Source organism: Thiopseudomonas alkaliphila, assembly GCF_001267175.1.
Classification (GTDB): Bacteria; Pseudomonadota; Gammaproteobacteria; order Pseudomonadales; family Pseudomonadaceae; genus Oblitimonas; species Oblitimonas alkaliphila.
The window spans coordinates 2,412,190-2,428,607 of record NZ_CP012358.1; the positions used below are offsets into that span (position 1 = coordinate 2,412,190).

Annotated in this window: 16 protein-coding genes; 14 read left to right on the top strand and 2 right to left on the bottom strand. The window is 47.7% G+C overall.

Annotation, left to right across the window (positions count from 1 at the left end):
• The first annotated feature begins 34 nt into the window (after nt 1-34).
• The 10 genes from rimP (at nt 35) to AKN87_RS11655 (ending at nt 10,469) form a co-directional block, all read left to right on the top strand.
• A complete protein-coding gene (rimP, locus tag AKN87_RS11610) occupies nt 35-493 on the top strand; it encodes a ribosome maturation factor RimP (RefSeq protein ID WP_053101367.1) in 459 nt (152 codons plus the stop codon).
• Between the two features lie 50 nt (nt 494-543).
• Nucleotides 544-2,025 carry a transcription termination factor NusA gene (gene nusA, locus AKN87_RS11615; RefSeq protein ID WP_053101369.1) on the top strand — a complete coding sequence of 494 codons (1,482 nt, stop codon included), beginning with the start codon at nt 544-546 and terminating at the stop codon, nt 2,023-2,025.
• A gap of 27 nt (nt 2,026-2,052) precedes the next feature.
• Complete coding sequence (gene infB / locus AKN87_RS11620) at nt 2,053-4,617, top strand: translation initiation factor IF-2 (protein ID WP_053101371.1); 2,565 nt, start codon at nt 2,053-2,055, stop codon at nt 4,615-4,617.
• A 144-nt stretch (nt 4,618-4,761) separates the two neighbouring features.
• Nucleotides 4,762-5,148: a 30S ribosome-binding factor RbfA gene (gene rbfA, locus AKN87_RS11625; RefSeq protein ID WP_053101372.1), complete on the top strand. Its 387-nt coding sequence runs from the start codon at nt 4,762-4,764 to the stop codon at nt 5,146-5,148.
• A 3-nt stretch (nt 5,149-5,151) separates the two neighbouring features.
• Entirely contained in the window at nt 5,152-6,078 is a 927-nt protein-coding gene (gene truB, locus AKN87_RS11630) for a tRNA pseudouridine(55) synthase TruB (protein ID WP_053103543.1), read from the top strand.
• Nucleotides 6,079-6,200: 122 nt separating this feature from the next.
• The gene (gene rpsO, locus AKN87_RS11635) at nt 6,201-6,470 is read left to right on the top strand and encodes a 30S ribosomal protein S15 (protein ID WP_053101374.1); all 270 of its coding nucleotides are present in this window, start codon (nt 6,201-6,203) and stop codon (nt 6,468-6,470) included.
• A gap of 234 nt (nt 6,471-6,704) precedes the next feature.
• Nucleotides 6,705-8,816 carry a polyribonucleotide nucleotidyltransferase gene (gene pnp, locus AKN87_RS11640; RefSeq protein WP_053101375.1) on the top strand — a complete coding sequence of 704 codons (2,112 nt, stop codon included), beginning with the start codon at nt 6,705-6,707 and terminating at the stop codon, nt 8,814-8,816.
• An 81-nt stretch (nt 8,817-8,897) separates the two neighbouring features.
• Nucleotides 8,898-9,080 (top strand): hypothetical protein, encoded by a 183-nt coding sequence (locus AKN87_RS11645; RefSeq protein WP_053101376.1) that lies wholly within the window; start codon nt 8,898-8,900, stop codon nt 9,078-9,080.
• Nucleotides 9,081-9,112: 32 nt separating this feature from the next.
• A complete protein-coding gene (gene loiP, locus AKN87_RS11650) occupies nt 9,113-9,874 on the top strand; it encodes a metalloprotease LoiP (RefSeq protein ID WP_053101377.1) in 762 nt (253 codons plus the stop codon).
• A gap of 82 nt (nt 9,875-9,956) precedes the next feature.
• Nucleotides 9,957-10,469, top strand: coding sequence for a SprT-like domain-containing protein (locus AKN87_RS11655; protein ID WP_053103544.1), 513 nt, complete (start codon nt 9,957-9,959; stop codon nt 10,467-10,469).
• Between the two features lie 6 nt (nt 10,470-10,475).
• Here AKN87_RS11655 and AKN87_RS11660 read toward each other — a convergent pair whose 3' ends face one another.
• Together AKN87_RS11660 and AKN87_RS11665 are read right to left on the bottom strand one after the other, a co-directional pair.
• On the bottom strand, nt 10,476-11,795 hold the full coding sequence (locus AKN87_RS11660) for an ATP-binding protein (protein ID WP_053103545.1): 1,320 nt from the start codon (nt 11,793-11,795) through the stop codon (nt 10,476-10,478).
• Between the two features lie 56 nt (nt 11,796-11,851).
• On the bottom strand, nt 11,852-12,529 hold the full coding sequence (locus AKN87_RS11665) for a response regulator (RefSeq protein ID WP_053101380.1): 678 nt from the start codon (nt 12,527-12,529) through the stop codon (nt 11,852-11,854).
• A 156-nt stretch (nt 12,530-12,685) separates the two neighbouring features.
• Between AKN87_RS11665 and AKN87_RS11670 the strand changes: the two genes are divergently transcribed.
• From AKN87_RS11670 to cysE, 4 genes are all read left to right on the top strand, one after another.
• The gene (locus AKN87_RS11670; protein WP_053103546.1) at nt 12,686-13,840 is read left to right on the top strand and encodes a pyridoxal phosphate-dependent aminotransferase; all 1,155 of its coding nucleotides are present in this window, start codon (nt 12,686-12,688) and stop codon (nt 13,838-13,840) included.
• Complete coding sequence (locus AKN87_RS11675; protein ID WP_053101382.1) at nt 13,828-14,637, top strand: amidohydrolase; 810 nt, start codon at nt 13,828-13,830, stop codon at nt 14,635-14,637. Before AKN87_RS11670 ends, AKN87_RS11675 begins: the two co-directional genes overlap by 13 nt.
• 101 nt (nt 14,638-14,738) lie before the next feature.
• Nucleotides 14,739-15,530, top strand: a complete 792-nt coding sequence (locus AKN87_RS11680) for an RNA methyltransferase (protein WP_053103547.1) — start codon at nt 14,739-14,741, stop codon at nt 15,528-15,530.
• The gene (gene cysE, locus AKN87_RS11685) at nt 15,523-16,317 is read left to right on the top strand and encodes a serine O-acetyltransferase (RefSeq protein ID WP_080995562.1); all 795 of its coding nucleotides are present in this window, start codon (nt 15,523-15,525) and stop codon (nt 16,315-16,317) included. Before AKN87_RS11680 ends, cysE begins: the two co-directional genes overlap by 8 nt.
• The last annotated feature ends 101 nt before the right edge of the window (nt 16,318-16,418 follow it).

Here is a 16,418-nt window from a genome sequence, read left to right on the forward strand (position 1 = left end):
TTTTATTTATCCACTTACCTATTTAGGAGGGCGAATGACAAGCAGGCTAGACCAGCTGCAAGCCATGCTAGCCCCTGTGATTGAAGGGCTTGGTTACCGCTGTTGGGGAATTGAGTTTATTTCTCAGGGACGACATTCGTTGTTACGCGTCTATATTGACAGTGATCAAGGTATTTTTATTGATGACTGCGAGAAAGTTAGCCGTCAGATTAGTGCGGTGATGGATGTTGAAGATCCAATTTCAAGCGAGTACACCTTAGAAGTATCTTCTCCTGGAATGGATAGACCGTTATTTACGTTAGAGCAGTACGCAGCGCACGCTGGCGATGTAGTGAAGATTCGATTGCGTACACCCTTTGAGGGGAAGCGTAATGTACAAGGGCTTTTGCAAGGTGTGGAGGATGATGAGGTCGTGGTGCGGGTTGAGCAGCACGAGTATCTGTTCCCCATTGAGCAAATTGATAAAGCAAACATTGTTCCTCAGTTTGAATAACTTGAGATAACAATCGCCAGTCCAACGGATTGTGCAAGACGAGGCAAGTAATGAGTAGAGAAATATTACTGGTCGTGGAATCAGTATCAAATGAGCGCGGCGTGCCCCCTGGAGTTATTTTTGAAGCTCTAGAGGTAGCGTTGGCGACTGCTACTAAAAAGCGCTACGACGAAGAAGTGAATATTCGGGTAGAGATTGATCAGAAAACCGGAAATTACGATACCTTCCGTTCATGGGTTGTGGTAACCGATGAAGAGCTGGATGATCCGGCCTTCCAAGTGACTGAAGATATGCCGAAGGCGATTGAGCATAACGCTAAAGTCGGTGAGGTAATCGAAGAGCAGGTTGAGTCGATCGAGTTCGGTCGTATTGCAGCGCAAACGGCTAAGCAAGTGATCGTACAAAAAGTACGCGAAGCAGAGCGTGCGCAAATGGTTGAAGCTTACCGCAGTAAAGTGGGTGAGATCCTGTTTGGCACGGTGAAGAAAGTTACGCGCGACAACATCATTGTCGATTTAGGCAATAACGCTGAGGCGCTCTTAGCCCGTGAAGAAGTGATCCCACGGGAAACCTTGCGCGTAGGTGCCCGTATTCGTGCTTTATTGAAAGAAATTCGCACTGAAAACCGTGGTCCACAGCTGATTTTATCGCGTACTGCCAATGAAATGCTGATGGAGCTGTTTCGTATTGAAGTTCCGGAGATTTCAGAAGGCTTGATCGAAATTATGTCTGCAGCACGTGACCCTGGTTCACGAGCAAAGATTGCAGTACGTTCTAAAGATAAGCGGATTGATCCGCAAGGCGCCTGTATTGGTATGCGCGGTTCGCGGGTACAAGCTGTATCTGGCGAGCTAGGTAACGAGCGTGTGGATATTGTGCTGTGGGATGACAGCGATGCCCAGTTTGTGATTAATGCCATGGCACCGGGTGAAGTAACGGCGATTATCGTCGATGAAGATGCACACTCCATGGATATTGCTGTGCCTGAGGATAAGTTGGCTCAGGCCATTGGACGTGGTGGTCAAAACGTGCGGTTGGCTAGTCAGTTAACTGGATGGACCTTAAACGTCATGACAGAAAAGGATATTCAAGCACGTCAACAGGCTGAAACAAGTGATTTGTTACAGTTATTCATCAATGAATTAGAAATTGATGAAGATCTGGCTCAGGTTCTAGTGGATGAGGGCTTCTCTGATTTAGAAGAGGTGGCTTATGTCCCAATGGAAGAGATGCTAGATATTGATGGGTTTGATGAAGAGTTAGTAAATGAGCTGCGTAAGCGCGCCAAAGACCGTTTATTGGTACGTGCGCTAGCGACGGAAGATAAACTGGCAGAGGCCCAACCGGAGCAAGATTTACTAGACCTTGAAGGGGTCAGTAAAGAGCTAGCCGTTGAGCTTGCCGTTCGCGGAGTGCTCAGCCGCGAAGACCTAGCCGAGCAGTCGATTGATGACTTGCTCGAGATCGAGGGCATGGACGAAGACCGTGCCGGCAAACTAATTATGGCCGCCCGCGCCCATTGGTTTGAATAAGCACTAGCGGTCTGAGGAGATAAGAGCATGACTCAAGTCACGGTTAAAGAGTTGGCCCAAGAGGTCAATATGTCAGTTGATCGTTTGCTGGAGCAAATGAAAGAAGCTGGTTTGTCGCATCAGAGCGCCGAACAAACAGTAAACGATACTGAGAAACAAAAGTTACTGAGTTACTTACAGGCAGTGCCTGGTAAAACCAGTGAGCGAAAAATTACTTTGCAGCGTAAAAAAACCAGCACTATCCGTAATCCGGGTAGCAAGGCAATTAGCGTTGAAGTGCGTAAAAAGAAAACCTTTGTGCAGCGTAGCGCCGAAGATATCGAGGCAGAAAAGCGTCGTGAGCAAGAAGCTCAGCGAGTAGCTGCTGAGAAAGCTGCGGCAGAAAAAGCGGCAGCAGAAAAGCGTGCAGCGGATGAGGCCAAAGCTAAAGCTAAAGCGGAAGAGCGCGAGAAAGAGCGGGAAAAAGCGTTAGCGCAGAAAAAAGCGCAAGAAGCCCCGACCATTAAAGCGGTAGAGATTACTCCACGCGCGGCAGAGCCTGTCGCAGAGCCTAAAGCTAAACCTGCTGCTAAGGTTGAGCCTAAGGTAGACGTTGAGCCAGAAGCGGCTCCAGCAGTCGCTGAGCGTAAAAAAGAAGAGCCGCGTCGTGCTCGTCGGGAAGAAGATGAGCGTCGTGAGCGTAAGCCTGCAGCTGCCCGTCCTGCGCCTAAAGGTAAAGTATCGCCACGCGTAATTGATGGTGATGATGATGGCTTTGGTCGTCGTGGTGGCCGTGGTGGCCGTAATCGTCAAAAGAAACGTTCTAATCAGCATGGTTTCCATACCCCAACGGGGCCGATTGTGCGTGAAGTACAAATTGGTGAAACCATCACCGTAGCTGATCTCGCCGACCAGATGTCCGTTAAAGGCGTGGAAGTGGTTAAGTTTATGTTTAAACTTGGCTCGCCAGTGACCATTAACCAAGTCTTAGATCAGGAAACTGCCATTTTGGTGGCCGAAGAGATGGGACACAAGGTCAAGCGCGTCAGTGATGATGTGATTGAAGAGCAGCTGGCTGAATCCTTGCAAATGGAAGGTGAAGCAATTCACCGTGCGCCTGTCGTGACTGTGATGGGCCACGTTGACCATGGTAAAACTTCATTGCTCGACTACATTCGTCGCAGTAAAGTGGCAACCGGTGAAGCAGGCGGTATTACTCAGCATATTGGTGCGTACCATGTGAAAACCGAAGGCGGTATGGTGACCTTCTTGGATACTCCAGGTCACGCAGCCTTTACTGCTATGCGTGCTCGTGGTGCGAAAGCGACCGATATTGTAATTCTGGTAGTGGCTGCAGATGATGGCGTGATGCCACAAACGATTGAGGGGATTCAGCACGCGAAAGCGGCTGGTGTACCTTTAATTGTTGCAGTGAACAAAATTGATAAGCCAGAGGCTGATCCCGATCGGATTAAAAACGATCTGGCTGCCCACGATGTGATCCCAGAAGAATGGGGTGGCGATACTCAGTTTGTTCATGTTTCGGCGAAACAAGGTACTGGTATCGATGAGCTGCTAGAGGCGGTATTACTACAAGCAGAAGTGCTTGAGTTGACCGCTATCCCAAGTGCTTCAGGCCGCGGTGTAGTCATTGAATCCCGTTTAGATAAGGGTCGTGGGCCTGTGGCTTCGATTCTGGTGCAAAACGGAACCTTACATCAAGGCGATATGGTATTAGTAGGAGTTAACTACGGTCGTGTTCGTGCCATGTTGGATGAAAATGGTCAGGCAATTAAAGAAGCTGGCCCATCGATTCCGGTAGAAATCTTAGGTTTAGATGGTACGCCTGAGGCCGGTGATGAGATGACTGTTGTCGCTGATGAGAAGAAAGCCCGTGAAGTGGCATTATTCCGTCAGGGTAAATACCGCGAGGTTAAACTGGCCCGTGCCCATGCTGGTAAGTTAGAAAATATCTTCGAAAGCATGGGGCAAGAAGAGAAGAAGACCCTGAATGTGGTTATTAAAACCGACGTTCGCGGTACTTTAGAAGCCCTGCAGTCCTCTTTAACTGAGCTCGGTAACGATGAAGTTCAAGTTAACGTAGTGGCAGGTGGTGTCGGTGGTATTACTGAAAGTGATGCTAACTTAGCCCTAGCCTCTAATGCGGTGATCTTTGGCTTTAACGTACGTGCGGATGCCGGTGCGCGTAAAATTGTTGAAACCGAAAGTCTTGACATGCGTTACTACAACATCATCTACGACATTATTGAAGACGTGAAAAAAGCACTTTCAGGTATGCTCGGTAGTGATGTTCGTGAAAACATCATCGGTGTGGCTGAAGTGCGTGATGTCTTCCGTTCACCAAAAATTGGTGCAATTGCCGGTTGTATGGTGATTGAAGGCCATGTTTTACGTAGCCGTCCAATCCGCGTGTTGCGTGATGATGTGGTGATCTTTGAGGGCGAGTTGGAATCTCTGCGTCGCTTTAAAGATGATGTAAACGAAGTGCGTTCAGGCATGGAGTGCGGTATCGGCGTTAAGAGCTACAACGACGTAAAAGTTGGTGACAAGATCGAAGTATTCGAGAAGGTCGAAGTGGCCCGTACGCTGTAATCGTTACACGGTTACAGGAGCGGCAAGTGTCGATTTAGGGAAACCTTTATCGCGCTTGCCGCTCATTATTTGTAGCGATAAAAAGTACTATAGCGACTAATCTAAAACAAAGATTAAAGCGCACTTCTTATTAGGCAGGTTGATATGGCAAAACAATACAGTAGAACCCAGCGGATTGGCGATCAGATGCAGCGTGAGCTAGCCACTATGATTAGCCGTGAAGTGAAAGATCCGCGCTTAGGCTTTATTACCATTACGGCAGTTGATGTGACCCGTGATCTTGGGCATGCCAAGGTGTTTATTACGGTAATGGGTGATAACACTGCAGAACAGATTCAGAGCAACTTAGATGTGCTTAACGATGCGGCTGGCTTTTTACGCATGCTGCTAGGTAAAGCCATGAAGCTGCGTACTATTCCGCAGCTGCATTTTCATTACGACAGCAGTATTGAGCGTGGCGCGCACTTGTCAGCCTTGATTGATAAAGCTCGCGCTGCAGATAAACAGTTAATCAGCTCAGACGAGGAGTAATCTGTGGCGCAGCAGATCAAACGTAAACGTCGCAATGTCAGTGGCATTATTTTGCTCGATAAGCCGCTAGGCGTTAGTTCTAATGGTGCTTTACAAAAAGTGCGTTGGCTGCTGAATGCCGCTAAAGGTGGGCATACTGGCAGTTTAGATCCGTTAGCCACTGGCGTACTGCCGTTATGTTTTGGTGAGGCAACAAAGTTTTCGCGTTATTTATTAGATGCCGACAAAACCTATGAAACGGTAGTTCAGCTAGGCGCTACGACAACTACGGCAGATGCCGAAGGCGAGGTCTTAACCCAGGCTGCGGTTAACTGCGATGTAGCACAAATTGAAACAGCATTGGCGCAGTTTTGGGGTGATATTTTACAGGTGCCACCGATGTATTCGGCGCTGAAAAAAGATGGTCAGCCGTTGTATAAGCTAGCGCGCAGTGGCCAAGTGGTTGAACGGGAGCCCCGTCCAGTGACGATTTTTAGCTTGGAACTGTTGGCTTTTGATTCTGCTGTTAACCAACTTAGTTTGCGTGTGCATTGCAGTAAAGGCACCTATATTCGTACTCTAGCTGAAGATATTGGCGCAGCTTTAGGTTGCGGTGCCTATGTAGCTAAACTACGTCGTACCCAAGCGGGGCCTTTTACCTTAGAGGGTGCAGTAACCGTTGCTGAGCTTGAGCAGTTGCATGAGCAGCAGGGGGATGAGGCGTTAGATCAATTTCTAATGGCTTGTGATAGTGGTTTGCATCATTGGCCAGCGATTAGTTTAACTGAAAGTAGCAGTTACTATTGGTTGCAGGGGCAGCCAGTGCGAGCTCCGGGCGCGCCCGCTTTTGGTATGTTAAGAGTGCGTAATGCTGAGCAAGAGTTTATCGGTATCGGTGAAATAGATGAAGATGGACTAGTTGCGCCAAGACGAGTAATTCGTACAGAATAGGATCTAATTCTAGGGTATACTAGAAACACAGGTTGGCTGTTGGCAGGCACGGTCAAACCTTTATTTTTAGCACAAGGTAAAGTTCAGGCTTGCCTTGGCCTGTCCCAAACTAGGAGCCCATCATGGCACTAAGCGTAGAAGAAAAAGCCCAGATCGTTAACGATTACAAGCAAGCAGAAGGTGATACCGGTTCTCCAGAAGTGCAAGTTGCACTGCTGACCGCTAACATCAACAAGCTACAAGAGCACTTTAAGGCCAACAAAAAAGACCACCACTCACGTCGTGGTTTGATTCGTATGGTTAACCAACGTCGTAAATTACTCGACTACTTAAAGGGCAAAGACTTAGGTCGTTATAGCTCGTTAATTGCTCGTTTAGGCTTACGTCGCTAAGACGTCTTAGACGATGATTGAGAGCCCGAAGTTAGTTTAGCAGTTGATTGACTGTTAGCGCTTCGGGCTTTCAGTTTGGATGCCTTGAGTTCATAGTTTTAAGTTAAGCGGTTTATAAAAGTAAGTCACACTTGATCAGCACCTAGGTGCAGAGTAAGTGGCATAAGAAATAACAGGGCCGATACCCGTTTTTCTTACAATTTCCCCAAGGGTAACAAAGAGAAGGAACAATCCGTGAATCCGGTGATTAAGCAATTTCAATTTGGTCAGTCGACCGTTACGCTTGAAACAGGTCGCGTTGCGCGTCAGGCTTCAGGTGCTGTATTAGTTAGTGTTGATAACGATGTCACAGTATTAGTGACTGTGGTTGGCGCTAAGCAAGCCGATCCAGGCAAAGACTTTTTCCCGCTGTCTGTGCATTATCAAGAAAAAACCTATGCTGCGGGTAAAATTCCTGGTGGTTTCTTCAAGCGTGAAGCACGCCCATCAGAGAAAGAAACTTTAACCTCACGTTTAATTGACCGCCCAATTCGTCCGTTATTTCCAGAAGGATTTAACAACGAAGTGCAGGTGATCTGTACGGTAATCTCTACCAGTAAGAAAACCGATCCCGATATCGCAGCGATGTTAGGTACTTCTGCAGCGTTAGCTGTTTCAGGTATTCCATTTGCTGGTCCAATCGGTGCCGCGCGAGTGGGCTTCCACCCTGAAGCGGGTTACTTGCTTAACCCAAGCTATGAGCAAATGGCTGTGTCTAGTTTAGACATGGTAGTAGCCGGTACTAAAGACGCGGTATTAATGGTTGAGTCAGAAGCTCAAGAGTTAACCGAAGATCAAATGCTCGGTGCGGTACTTTTTGCCCACGACGAGTTCCAGGTGGCGATTCAAGCGATTAATGAGTTTGCTGCTGAAGCTGCTAAGCCACGTTGGGATTGGCAGCCACCAGCTGAAAACACGGCATTACTTGAAGCAATTAAAGCAGAGTTTGGCGCGGCTATTTCAGAAGCCTACACCATCACGATCAAGCAAGACCGTTATGCTCGTTTAGATGAATTGCGCTCTCAAGTGATTGAACGCTTTGCGAGCGAAGAAGAAGGTCAGCCATGTGAAGCAGAGGTGAAAGAAGCCTTTGGTATCATGGAATACCGCACGGTTCGTGAAAACATCGTTTCAGGTAAGCCACGAATTGATGGCCGCGATACCAAAACAGTTCGTCCACTAAACATTGAAGTGGGTGTATTAGATAAAACCCACGGTTCAGCGTTATTTACCCGTGGTGAAACCCAGGCTTTAGTAGTGGCCACTTTAGGTACTGCACGTGATGCACAGCTGCTTGACACCTTAGAAGGTGAAAAGCGCGACCACTTTATGCTGCACTACAACTTCCCTCCATACTCGGTAGGTGAGTGTGGCCGCATGGGTGCTACCGGTCGTCGTGAGATTGGTCACGGTCGTTTAGCCCGTCGTGGTGTTCAAGCCATGCTGCCAAGTGACACTGAGTTTCCGTATACCATTCGTGTGGTATCGGAAATTACTGAGTCTAACGGTTCAAGCTCCATGGCTTCCGTGTGTGGTGCTTCATTAGCATTGATGGATGCGGGTGTACCAATGCGTGCTCCGGTAGCCGGTATCGCTATGGGTCTGGTTAAAGAAGGCGAGAAATTTGCTGTATTAACCGACATCTTAGGTGATGAAGACCACTTAGGTGATATGGACTTTAAAGTAGCAGGTACCGCTAACGGTGTCACAGCACTGCAAATGGACATTAAAATCCAAGGTATTACTGAAGAAATCATGGAAATTGCGTTAAACCAAGCCCATGAAGCGCGTCAGACTATTTTGGATCAAATGAACCAAGTGATTGCGACCTCGCGTACTGAATTATCTTCAAACGCACCGACGATGATCGCGATGAAGATTGACCAAGATAAAATCCGCGATGTGATTGGTAAAGGTGGGGCGACGATTCGCGCGATCTGTGAAGAAACCAATGCTTCGATTGATATTGAAGACGACGGCTCAATCAAAATCTTTGGTGAAACTAAAGAAGCGGCAGAAGCTGCGAAAGCACGTGTTGAAGGCATTACCGCAGAAGCCGAGATCGGCAAGATTTACCTGGGTAAAGTAGAGCGTATTGTTGACTTCGGCGCCTTTGTTAACATTCTTCCAGGTAAAGACGGCCTAGTGCACATTTCTATGCTGAGCGATCAGCGGGTAGAAAAAGTGACTGACGTGCTGAAAGAAGGAGAGCAAGTTGAAGTATTAGTTGTTGACGTAGATAACCGTGGCCGCATTAAGCTATCGATTAAAGACGTGGCAGCAGCTAAGGCTAACCAAGCCGAGTAAACACTTGCTGGCTTGACTCAAGCGCAAAGGCCCGATAGTTTTATCGGGCCTTTTTTGTGGCTGTGAAATACGAGGTGAGCGATGCGCGAAACCGATGAGCAGATAGCCTTAGATCAAGCACTGGCTAAGCAAAATCAAGTACAAAATCCAGTCGAGCAAGTGCAAGCCATGCGTAAGCAACAACTGGATGTGTGTGCCCTTAAGCGTAGTGATGCGATTGATGAGCTGTTAAAGAGTGCGCTAGAGCCTACTCAAGAGCAATAATCAGTTGTTAATAAATAATAGGAAGATAACAGATGCTTAAACAATCCAAGCGACTGCTGCTAAGTGCAGCTCTGGGCTCAGTATTAGTGGCCGGCTGTTCGGGAATGTCCAGTGAGGGGCTGATTGAGTCCGGTATGTTGGGGGTGAAAGCCTTAACCTTTAGTGATGCCGAAGCCCGTGAGCTGGCAAACGCTGCCTGTGCTGAAATGGATGCGCAAGCTAAATTGGCGCCAAGTAATAGTGCTTATACCCAACGCTTAGCCAAAATCTCCCAGCGTCTAGGGCAAGAGGCAGGTGGGGTAGCGCTAAACTATAAGGTCTATCAAAATCCAGAGCCTAACGCATGGGCGATGGCCAATGGCTGTATTCGGGTGTATAGCGGTTTAATGGATCTGATGACCGACAACGAGATTGAAGGAGTACTAGGCCATGAAATTGGCCACGTCGTCTTGGGTCATACTAAAAAGCATATGCAGGTAGCCTACGCTACAGCTGCCGCGCGTACTGCTGCAGCAAGTGCTGGTAATGCTACAGTGGCTCAGCTGTCCCGTTCACAGTTGGGAGATATAGGCCATAAGTTAATTGATGCTCAGTTTTCTCAAGCACAAGAAACTGCAGCGGATAATTATTCTTTTGAGTTGTTAACTCAACGCAATATTGATCGTCGTGGCTTGGTCAGTGCATTTGAGAAGCTAGCAGAGTTAGGCGGCGGTCAGAGCAGCTTGTTCAGTAGCCATCCGGGGGCCAGTGCCCGTGCCGCAGCGATGCAGCAGCGGATTGATCAGCAGAAGTAATACGCACTATCAGTAATGAATGAGTGACCGATAAAGCGCTAAGCCTAACTCTGCTTAGCGCTCAAGGTTAAGAGGTAAGAGCATGCAGGTTATTGTTGATGCTGTGGAGCAGTGCTTTTTACGCGCTGAAGCTCACTTTAAGCAACGCTTTACCCGTCCAGTGATTAGCCTGCAACTCAGTGGTAAAAGTGCCGGTATGGCCCATATCACGCAGAACAAATTACGTTTTAACGAAGGAATTTATCGACTGCAGCCCGAAGGCTTTGTCGCGCAAACAGTGCCCCATGAAGTGGCACATCTAATTGCTTATCGGGTATTTGGCTTGGGTATTAAGTCCCATGGCAGCGAGTGGCGATATGTTATGCAGCAGGTGTTTCAACAGCCGGCTAACCGCACCCATAACTTTATTGTGCCCAGCTCCCATAAGCCCAAAAAACGCTACCTCTATCAGTGTGCTTGTGCGTCTAATGGACAGCATTTTCTGACAGGGCAGCGCCATGCCTTGATTACCCAGAAAAATTATCGTTATTTTTGCCAGCGCTGTCGTGCTGAGCTAAGTTTTGTTCGGGCTGCGGCGGTGGTGGTTAACCAATAGCTTGGTTTAACTTAGGGGAAAAGTCATACGAAAGGCTGCACCGCCTAACACTGAGTCTTCTAAAAACAACTGTCCTTGATAACTTTCAATAATATCTTTAACTACAGCGGTGCCAATACCTTGACCAGGATACTGGGTATCTAAGCGCTCTCCGCGCTGCAAAATGCGTTCGCGCTGATCGTAAGGTACGCCCGGACCATCATCTTCTACGCTAAGTTCGCAGTAGCCATCTAGGACATGACCGCTGATTTTAATATGGCCAATACATAGGCGATAGGCGTTTTCGAGTAAGTTGCCTAAAAGCTCCAGCAAGGCATCGTGTTCGATCGGCAGCATGAGCTGCTCAGAAAAGTCTTTTTCGATGGTGACAGATTTATCGCGATACACTTTATTGAGTGCTTCCGTGAGGCTTTCTAAAATCGGTGCTAAGGCTACACGGTGACGGACTAAGCCGCTTTTGCGTAAGCTAGCGCGTTGTAATTGATAGCTGATTTGCTGACTCATGCGAGAGATTTGAGTTTGTACGGTACGGACTTGCTCACGATTACTGCCTTGCTTGTCTAGCACTTCACTGGCGCCTTGGAGTACCGCCAACGGTGTTTTTAGACTGTGCGCTAGATCATCCAATGAGTTGCGATAGCGCTGGCTTTGGTGGCGCTCGCTTTCTAATAAGCGGTTGAGTGAGCGGGTTAAGCGAATCAGTTCACGGGGATGATGATCACTTAGGGCATTGCGGGCACCGGCTTCAATTTCATCTAGCTCAGCACTGATGCTGCGCAAACTGCTAATACCCCAACTTAAGCCGAGCCATAAAAAACTGATCAGCACTAACATCGAAGCGCCTAGGCCTAAGGCTAGGTGGCGGCGTAGATTACGGAACATATGCTTGTAGTCACTAACTGCTTGCATAGTCACGATACTCAGCGCTGCACTTTTTCCTCTGAGTAAGTCTATTTCTACGTCATAGACATAATATTCACGGCCACGGGCATCTTTTACTCGTAAAAACTCATGGCCTCGGCCATCGTAACGGGGTTGATAGTTGATGTTTTCTTGGGTAGTGGATGAAGACTTCCATAATAAATTGCCTTCATGATCATAAATGAGCCCCAACTGTTTGGAGCTTAGTAGCTCGTACTCTTCATCCGGTAACTTTTGTGGCATATGTAACTTGCCGTCAATCACTCGAGTAGCCGAGATGATAGCACTGGCATCAGCTGCAAGGCGTTGTTCGATCGACTCTTCCAGTGCAACAATAAATACTCGTTGTAGAGCTGGAAGCAGAGCTAATACAAAAAGTAAAGTGATCACACTTGCGCCGAGCATTAATCGTAGGCGCAGCGAAAATCCACTGGTTTTTCTTTGGTTGCTGAATAAACCTCTCAATGACAAGCCTCGGTAAAGATATAACCAAGGCCACGTACAGTTTCAATGGGCTTGAAATTATTGTGAGCTTCTAATTTACGACGTAAGCGGCCAACTAAAACCTCTATAACGTTAGGGTCACGCTCTTCATCATCAGGATACAGCTGCTCCATTAAACGGACTTTGGAGATTACCTGCTGATGATGGCGCATTAAGAACTCTAAAATTCGATACTCATAGGCAGTCAGACTTAAAGGCTCTTGATTGAGTGTGGCTTGCTTGCGGTGAATATCTAGCACTAAAGGTCCTGCTTCAATATTGGATTGCACAAAGCCTGAAGAACGGCGCAATAATGCATTTAAACGCGCTTCCAGTTCTTCAAACTGAAACGGTTTAACGACGTAATCATCGGCACCAGCTGCTAGGCCAACAACTTTATCTTGCCAGCTGCCACGTGCCGTTAGAATCAAGATTGGAAAAGTATAGTGCTCTGATCGTAACTGCTCAATGAGTTCTAGGCCATTCATTTGTGGTAGGCCTAGATCAATAATGGCTAAGTCATAGTTGTACTCAGCAGCATGAAACAGGGCATCTTCGGCGTTGGCAACAGCAGAAACTACATGGCCTTGCTCACCTAGTCTGGTATACAGGTGGTGACGCAATAATGCCTCATCTTCGACCACCAATATTTTCATGACTAACTCCCTAAATATTTTTATTAGAATATATGTATATGTTTAAGTAATGACGACTATATGAATCAATTAATAGGGCCTATGATGCCAAACTATCACTGAACCTTGCCTGAACTTTGCAAGCCGCGCGGATTTAACCTTGACGAGACACTGAACATGCTCACCTTGAATAGCAAGCTACCCCATGTCGGAACCACGATTTTTGCCCAAATGTCACAGCTGGCCCAGCAGCACCAGGCGCTGAATTTAGCCCAAGGCTTTCCAGATTTTCCTGCGCCTGAGCCATTATTAGCCGCATTAGGTAAGCATGCTTTAGCAGGGCAGAATCAGTATGCGCCTTTAGCAGGCTTGCCTGAGTTACGTGAGCAGGTCGCAGCTAAAATAGCCCGTTTGTATCGCCAGCAGGTATCGGCTGAACAGGAAGTAACCATTACTCCTGGTGCTACTGAGGCAATTTTTTGTGCGATTCAGGCTTTTGTTGGGGCGGGGGATGAGGTGCTGGTGTTCGATCCTTGCTATGACAGTTATGAGCCGAGTGTGCAGCTGGCCGGTGGCTACTGTATTCATTTACCTTTGCGTTTGCCTGAATTTCAAATTGATTGGCAGCAGGTAGCTGAAGCTATTAGTCCTCGCACGCGGATGATTATTTTAAACAGTCCGCATAATCCCAGTGGTGCGGTGATGAGTCATGAGGATTTGCTGCAGCTGACGGAGTTGGTGCGCGATACCAATATTATTATTTTAAGTGATGAAGTGTACGAGCATTTAGTATTTGATGGGGCGTCACATCAAAGTGTATTGGCCTATGAAGAGTTATATGCCCGTAGTTGTGTGGTGAGTTCGTTTGGCAAAACTTATCATGTAACAGGCTGGAAGACAGGGTATATCGTAGCGCCTGCCCAGTTAACTGAAGAAATTCGCAAGGTGCATCAGTTTGTGAACTTCTGTGGCGTGACCCCGGTACAGTATGCCCTGGCCGATTTTATGCGCGCTCATCCCGAGCATGTCGATGAGCTTCCGAGCTTTTATCAACAAAAGCGTGATCATTTGTGTCAGCTTTTAAAGCCTTCGCGATTTAAATGGGTGCCAACCCAAAGCACTTACTTTCAGTTACTGGATTATTCAGCCATTCAGCCAACATTTTCTGATTTACAGATGACTGAATGGTTAGTGAAAGAGGGTGGGATTGCGGCGATTCCGTTATCGGTGTTTTATCAACAGCCGCCCGCTGAACAGCGCTTAATCCGGATTTGCTTTGCCAAACAAACTCACACGCTAGATCAAGCAGGAGCCTTATTGTGTCAGATTTAATGTTAAAACCTGATTTACGTTTAGCTATTGTTCAGGGCCCCATGGTGTGGCAGAACATTCCGGCCAATCTTGAATACTACGCAAAATTACTCAAGACCTTAGCTACGCAGCCTGCGGTGGACTTAATTGTGCTGCCAGAGATGTTTAATACCGGCTTTAGTATGGAGTCAGCTAAGTTGGCTGAGCCGATTGATGGGCCAACCACCCGTTGGTTGCAGCAGCAGGCAGCATTATATAACTCAGTGATTTGCGGCAGTTTTATTGTGCAAGTAGGTGATCAAGATTATCGCAATCGGCTGCTTTGGGTGCAGCCTGACGGGCACTATCAATATTATGATAAGCGCCATTTATTTCGTATGGCAGGTGAGCACCAGTATTTTACTGCCGGAACAGAGCAGCTGCAGCTTGAGTTAAAGGGCTGGCGTATTCGTCCGCTGATTTGTTATGACCTGCGTTTTCCAGTTTGGAGTCGAGACCCAGAAACCACTGACTTACTAATTTATGTGGCTAACTGGCCTGCCGCACGGCGTAATGCGTGGAATCGCTTATTGCCGGCAAGGGCAATTGAAAATCTGTGTTATGTGGCTGCCACCAACCGCACAGGCCAAGATGCTCAGGGTTACCCCTATAGTGGCGATAGTCAGGTGCTGGACTTTATGGGTGAGCCATTGGTTGAAGCTAGTGATCGTGAGGGTGTTTTTGTCACTCAATTATCAGCGCAAAAACTAGCGGCCTTTAAGCAAAAATTCCCGGCCTATTTAGATGCTGATGCTTTTAGCCTAAATCGATCAAATTAAGGCAGATAGGAGTTTTTTGTGACAGTGGCCCCTGCTCTTAGGTAAAATGCCGCATTTGATTTTTTAGCGCTCGGTGTGAGCGCAGCGGCCGAGGAGCTTCTGTGTTAGATAAGATTCGCGTGGTACTGGTTAATACCAGTCATCCAGGAAATATTGGCGGCGCGGCGCGCGCTATGATGAATATGGGCTTGAGCCGCTTGGTACTGGTGCAGCCGCAGAAGTTTCCTAGTAGCGAAGCAGTAGCACGGGCCTCCGGCGCGGTGGGGATTTTAAATAACGCCAGGGTGGTAGACACCTTAGAGCAGGCACTGGAAGGCAGTCATGTCGTGTTTGGTACCAGTGCACGTATTCGTTATATTTCCCTGCCTACCGTTGATCCGCGGGGCTGTGCTGAGCAAAGCTTGAAGCAAATTCAACAAGACAGTGATTGTGAGATCGCTATCGTGTTTGGTCGTGAGCATGCGGGTCTGACCAATGAAGAGTTGCAGCAGTGCCATTATCGGGTGCAGGTGCCAACTAATCCTAACTTTAGCTCCTTAAACCTTGCTACCGCTGTGCAGGTAGTGGCGTATGAATTGCGTATGCAGTGGTTAGGTTTAACCGAGCAAGCAAGCGGCCTTGAGCATCAAGCGCCAGAAGATCTACCCGAGTCAGAAAAATTGGCCAGTCATGATGAGCTTGAGCGCTTATTTGAACACTTAGAGCAGGCTTTGATTGATATTGAGTTTTTAGATCCGGCTAAACCCAAGTTGTTGATGTCTCGCTTGCGGCGACTCTATGGTAAGGCACACCTACAAAAGTCCGAAGTTAATATTTTACGTGGTATCTTAACCGAAACACAAAAAGCGGCCCGTGGCGAACTGATTAATCGAGGTAAAACACCCCATGCTTAAACGAATGCGAGAAGATATTCAAAGCGTATTTCATCGTGATCCTGCGGCTCGGCATGCGTTTGAGGTGTTAACTTGTTATCCAGGGCTGCATGCGGTGTGGCTGCATCGAGTGGCGCATTGGTTATGGACTAAAAATTGGAAATGGCTGGCGCGGGTGATTTCTAATTTAAGTCGTTGGTTAACCGCCATTGAAATTCACCCAGGGGCTAAAATTGGCCGTCGCTTCTTTATCGATCATGGGGTGGGAATTGTAATCGGTGAAACTGCTGAGATTGGCAATGACGTTACCCTTTATCAGGGAGTTACGCTCGGTGGTACCAGTTGGAATAAAGGTAAACGTCACCCGACCCTAGAAGATGGGGTAGTCGTGGGTGCAGGAGCCAAGGTGCTTGGGCCTTTTACTGTCGGCGCTGGCGCTAAAATCGGCTCGAATGCAGTGGTGACTAAGGCGGTGCCCGCAGGGGCAACAGCCGTTGGGATTCCTGGGCGCATTATTGAAAAGGCCAGTGATGAGCAAGCCGCTAAACGCCAAGCCATGGCTGAGCGTTTTGGTTTTGATATGTACGCTGTAGGTCAGGATATGCCTGATCCCGTAGCACGCACAATTGGTCAAATGCTCGATCATTTAGCGGCAGTGGAAGAGCGTCTAGAAGGTATGTGCGGTGCTTTAACTGAGCTGGGGAGTGACTTCTGCGCCAAAGAGCTACCCGACTTACCGAGTAATCCATTAAATGGTAGTGATGATTCAGAGACTGCCAGTGCCGATCAGGTAACGACTCGCGAGTAAATAACGCTCTAGGACTATAGTTGAGTGCTTTACTGGGATATATACTTGACTTAAATGCTAGGGTATTGCATGCTGAGTGCCATGTTTAATGCGTATGGTGT

Coding starts and splice junctions, on each gene's coding strand:
- AKN87_RS11660 (WP_053103545.1), bottom strand. CDS start 11,795: ATGCTCGGCGCAAGTGTGATCACTTTACTTTTTGTATTAGCTCTGCTT.
- AKN87_RS11645 (WP_053101376.1), top strand. CDS start 8,898: ATGCGCGAAACCGATGAGCAGATAGCCTTAGATCAAGCACTGGCTAAG.
- AKN87_RS11670 (WP_053103546.1), top strand. CDS start 12,686: ATGCTCACCTTGAATAGCAAGCTACCCCATGTCGGAACCACGATTTTT.
- infB (WP_053101371.1), top strand. CDS start 2,053: ATGACTCAAGTCACGGTTAAAGAGTTGGCCCAAGAGGTCAATATGTCA.
- AKN87_RS11665 (WP_053101380.1), bottom strand. CDS start 12,529: ATGAAAATATTGGTGGTCGAAGATGAGGCATTATTGCGTCACCACCTG.
- nusA (WP_053101369.1), top strand. CDS start 544: ATGAGTAGAGAAATATTACTGGTCGTGGAATCAGTATCAAATGAGCGC.
- rpsO (WP_053101374.1), top strand. CDS start 6,201: ATGGCACTAAGCGTAGAAGAAAAAGCCCAGATCGTTAACGATTACAAG.
- cysE (WP_080995562.1), top strand. CDS start 15,523: ATGCTTAAACGAATGCGAGAAGATATTCAAAGCGTATTTCATCGTGAT.
- loiP (WP_053101377.1), top strand. CDS start 9,113: ATGCTTAAACAATCCAAGCGACTGCTGCTAAGTGCAGCTCTGGGCTCA.
- rimP (WP_053101367.1), top strand. CDS start 35: ATGACAAGCAGGCTAGACCAGCTGCAAGCCATGCTAGCCCCTGTGATT.
- rbfA (WP_053101372.1), top strand. CDS start 4,762: ATGGCAAAACAATACAGTAGAACCCAGCGGATTGGCGATCAGATGCAG.
- AKN87_RS11655 (WP_053103544.1), top strand. CDS start 9,957: ATGCAGGTTATTGTTGATGCTGTGGAGCAGTGCTTTTTACGCGCTGAA.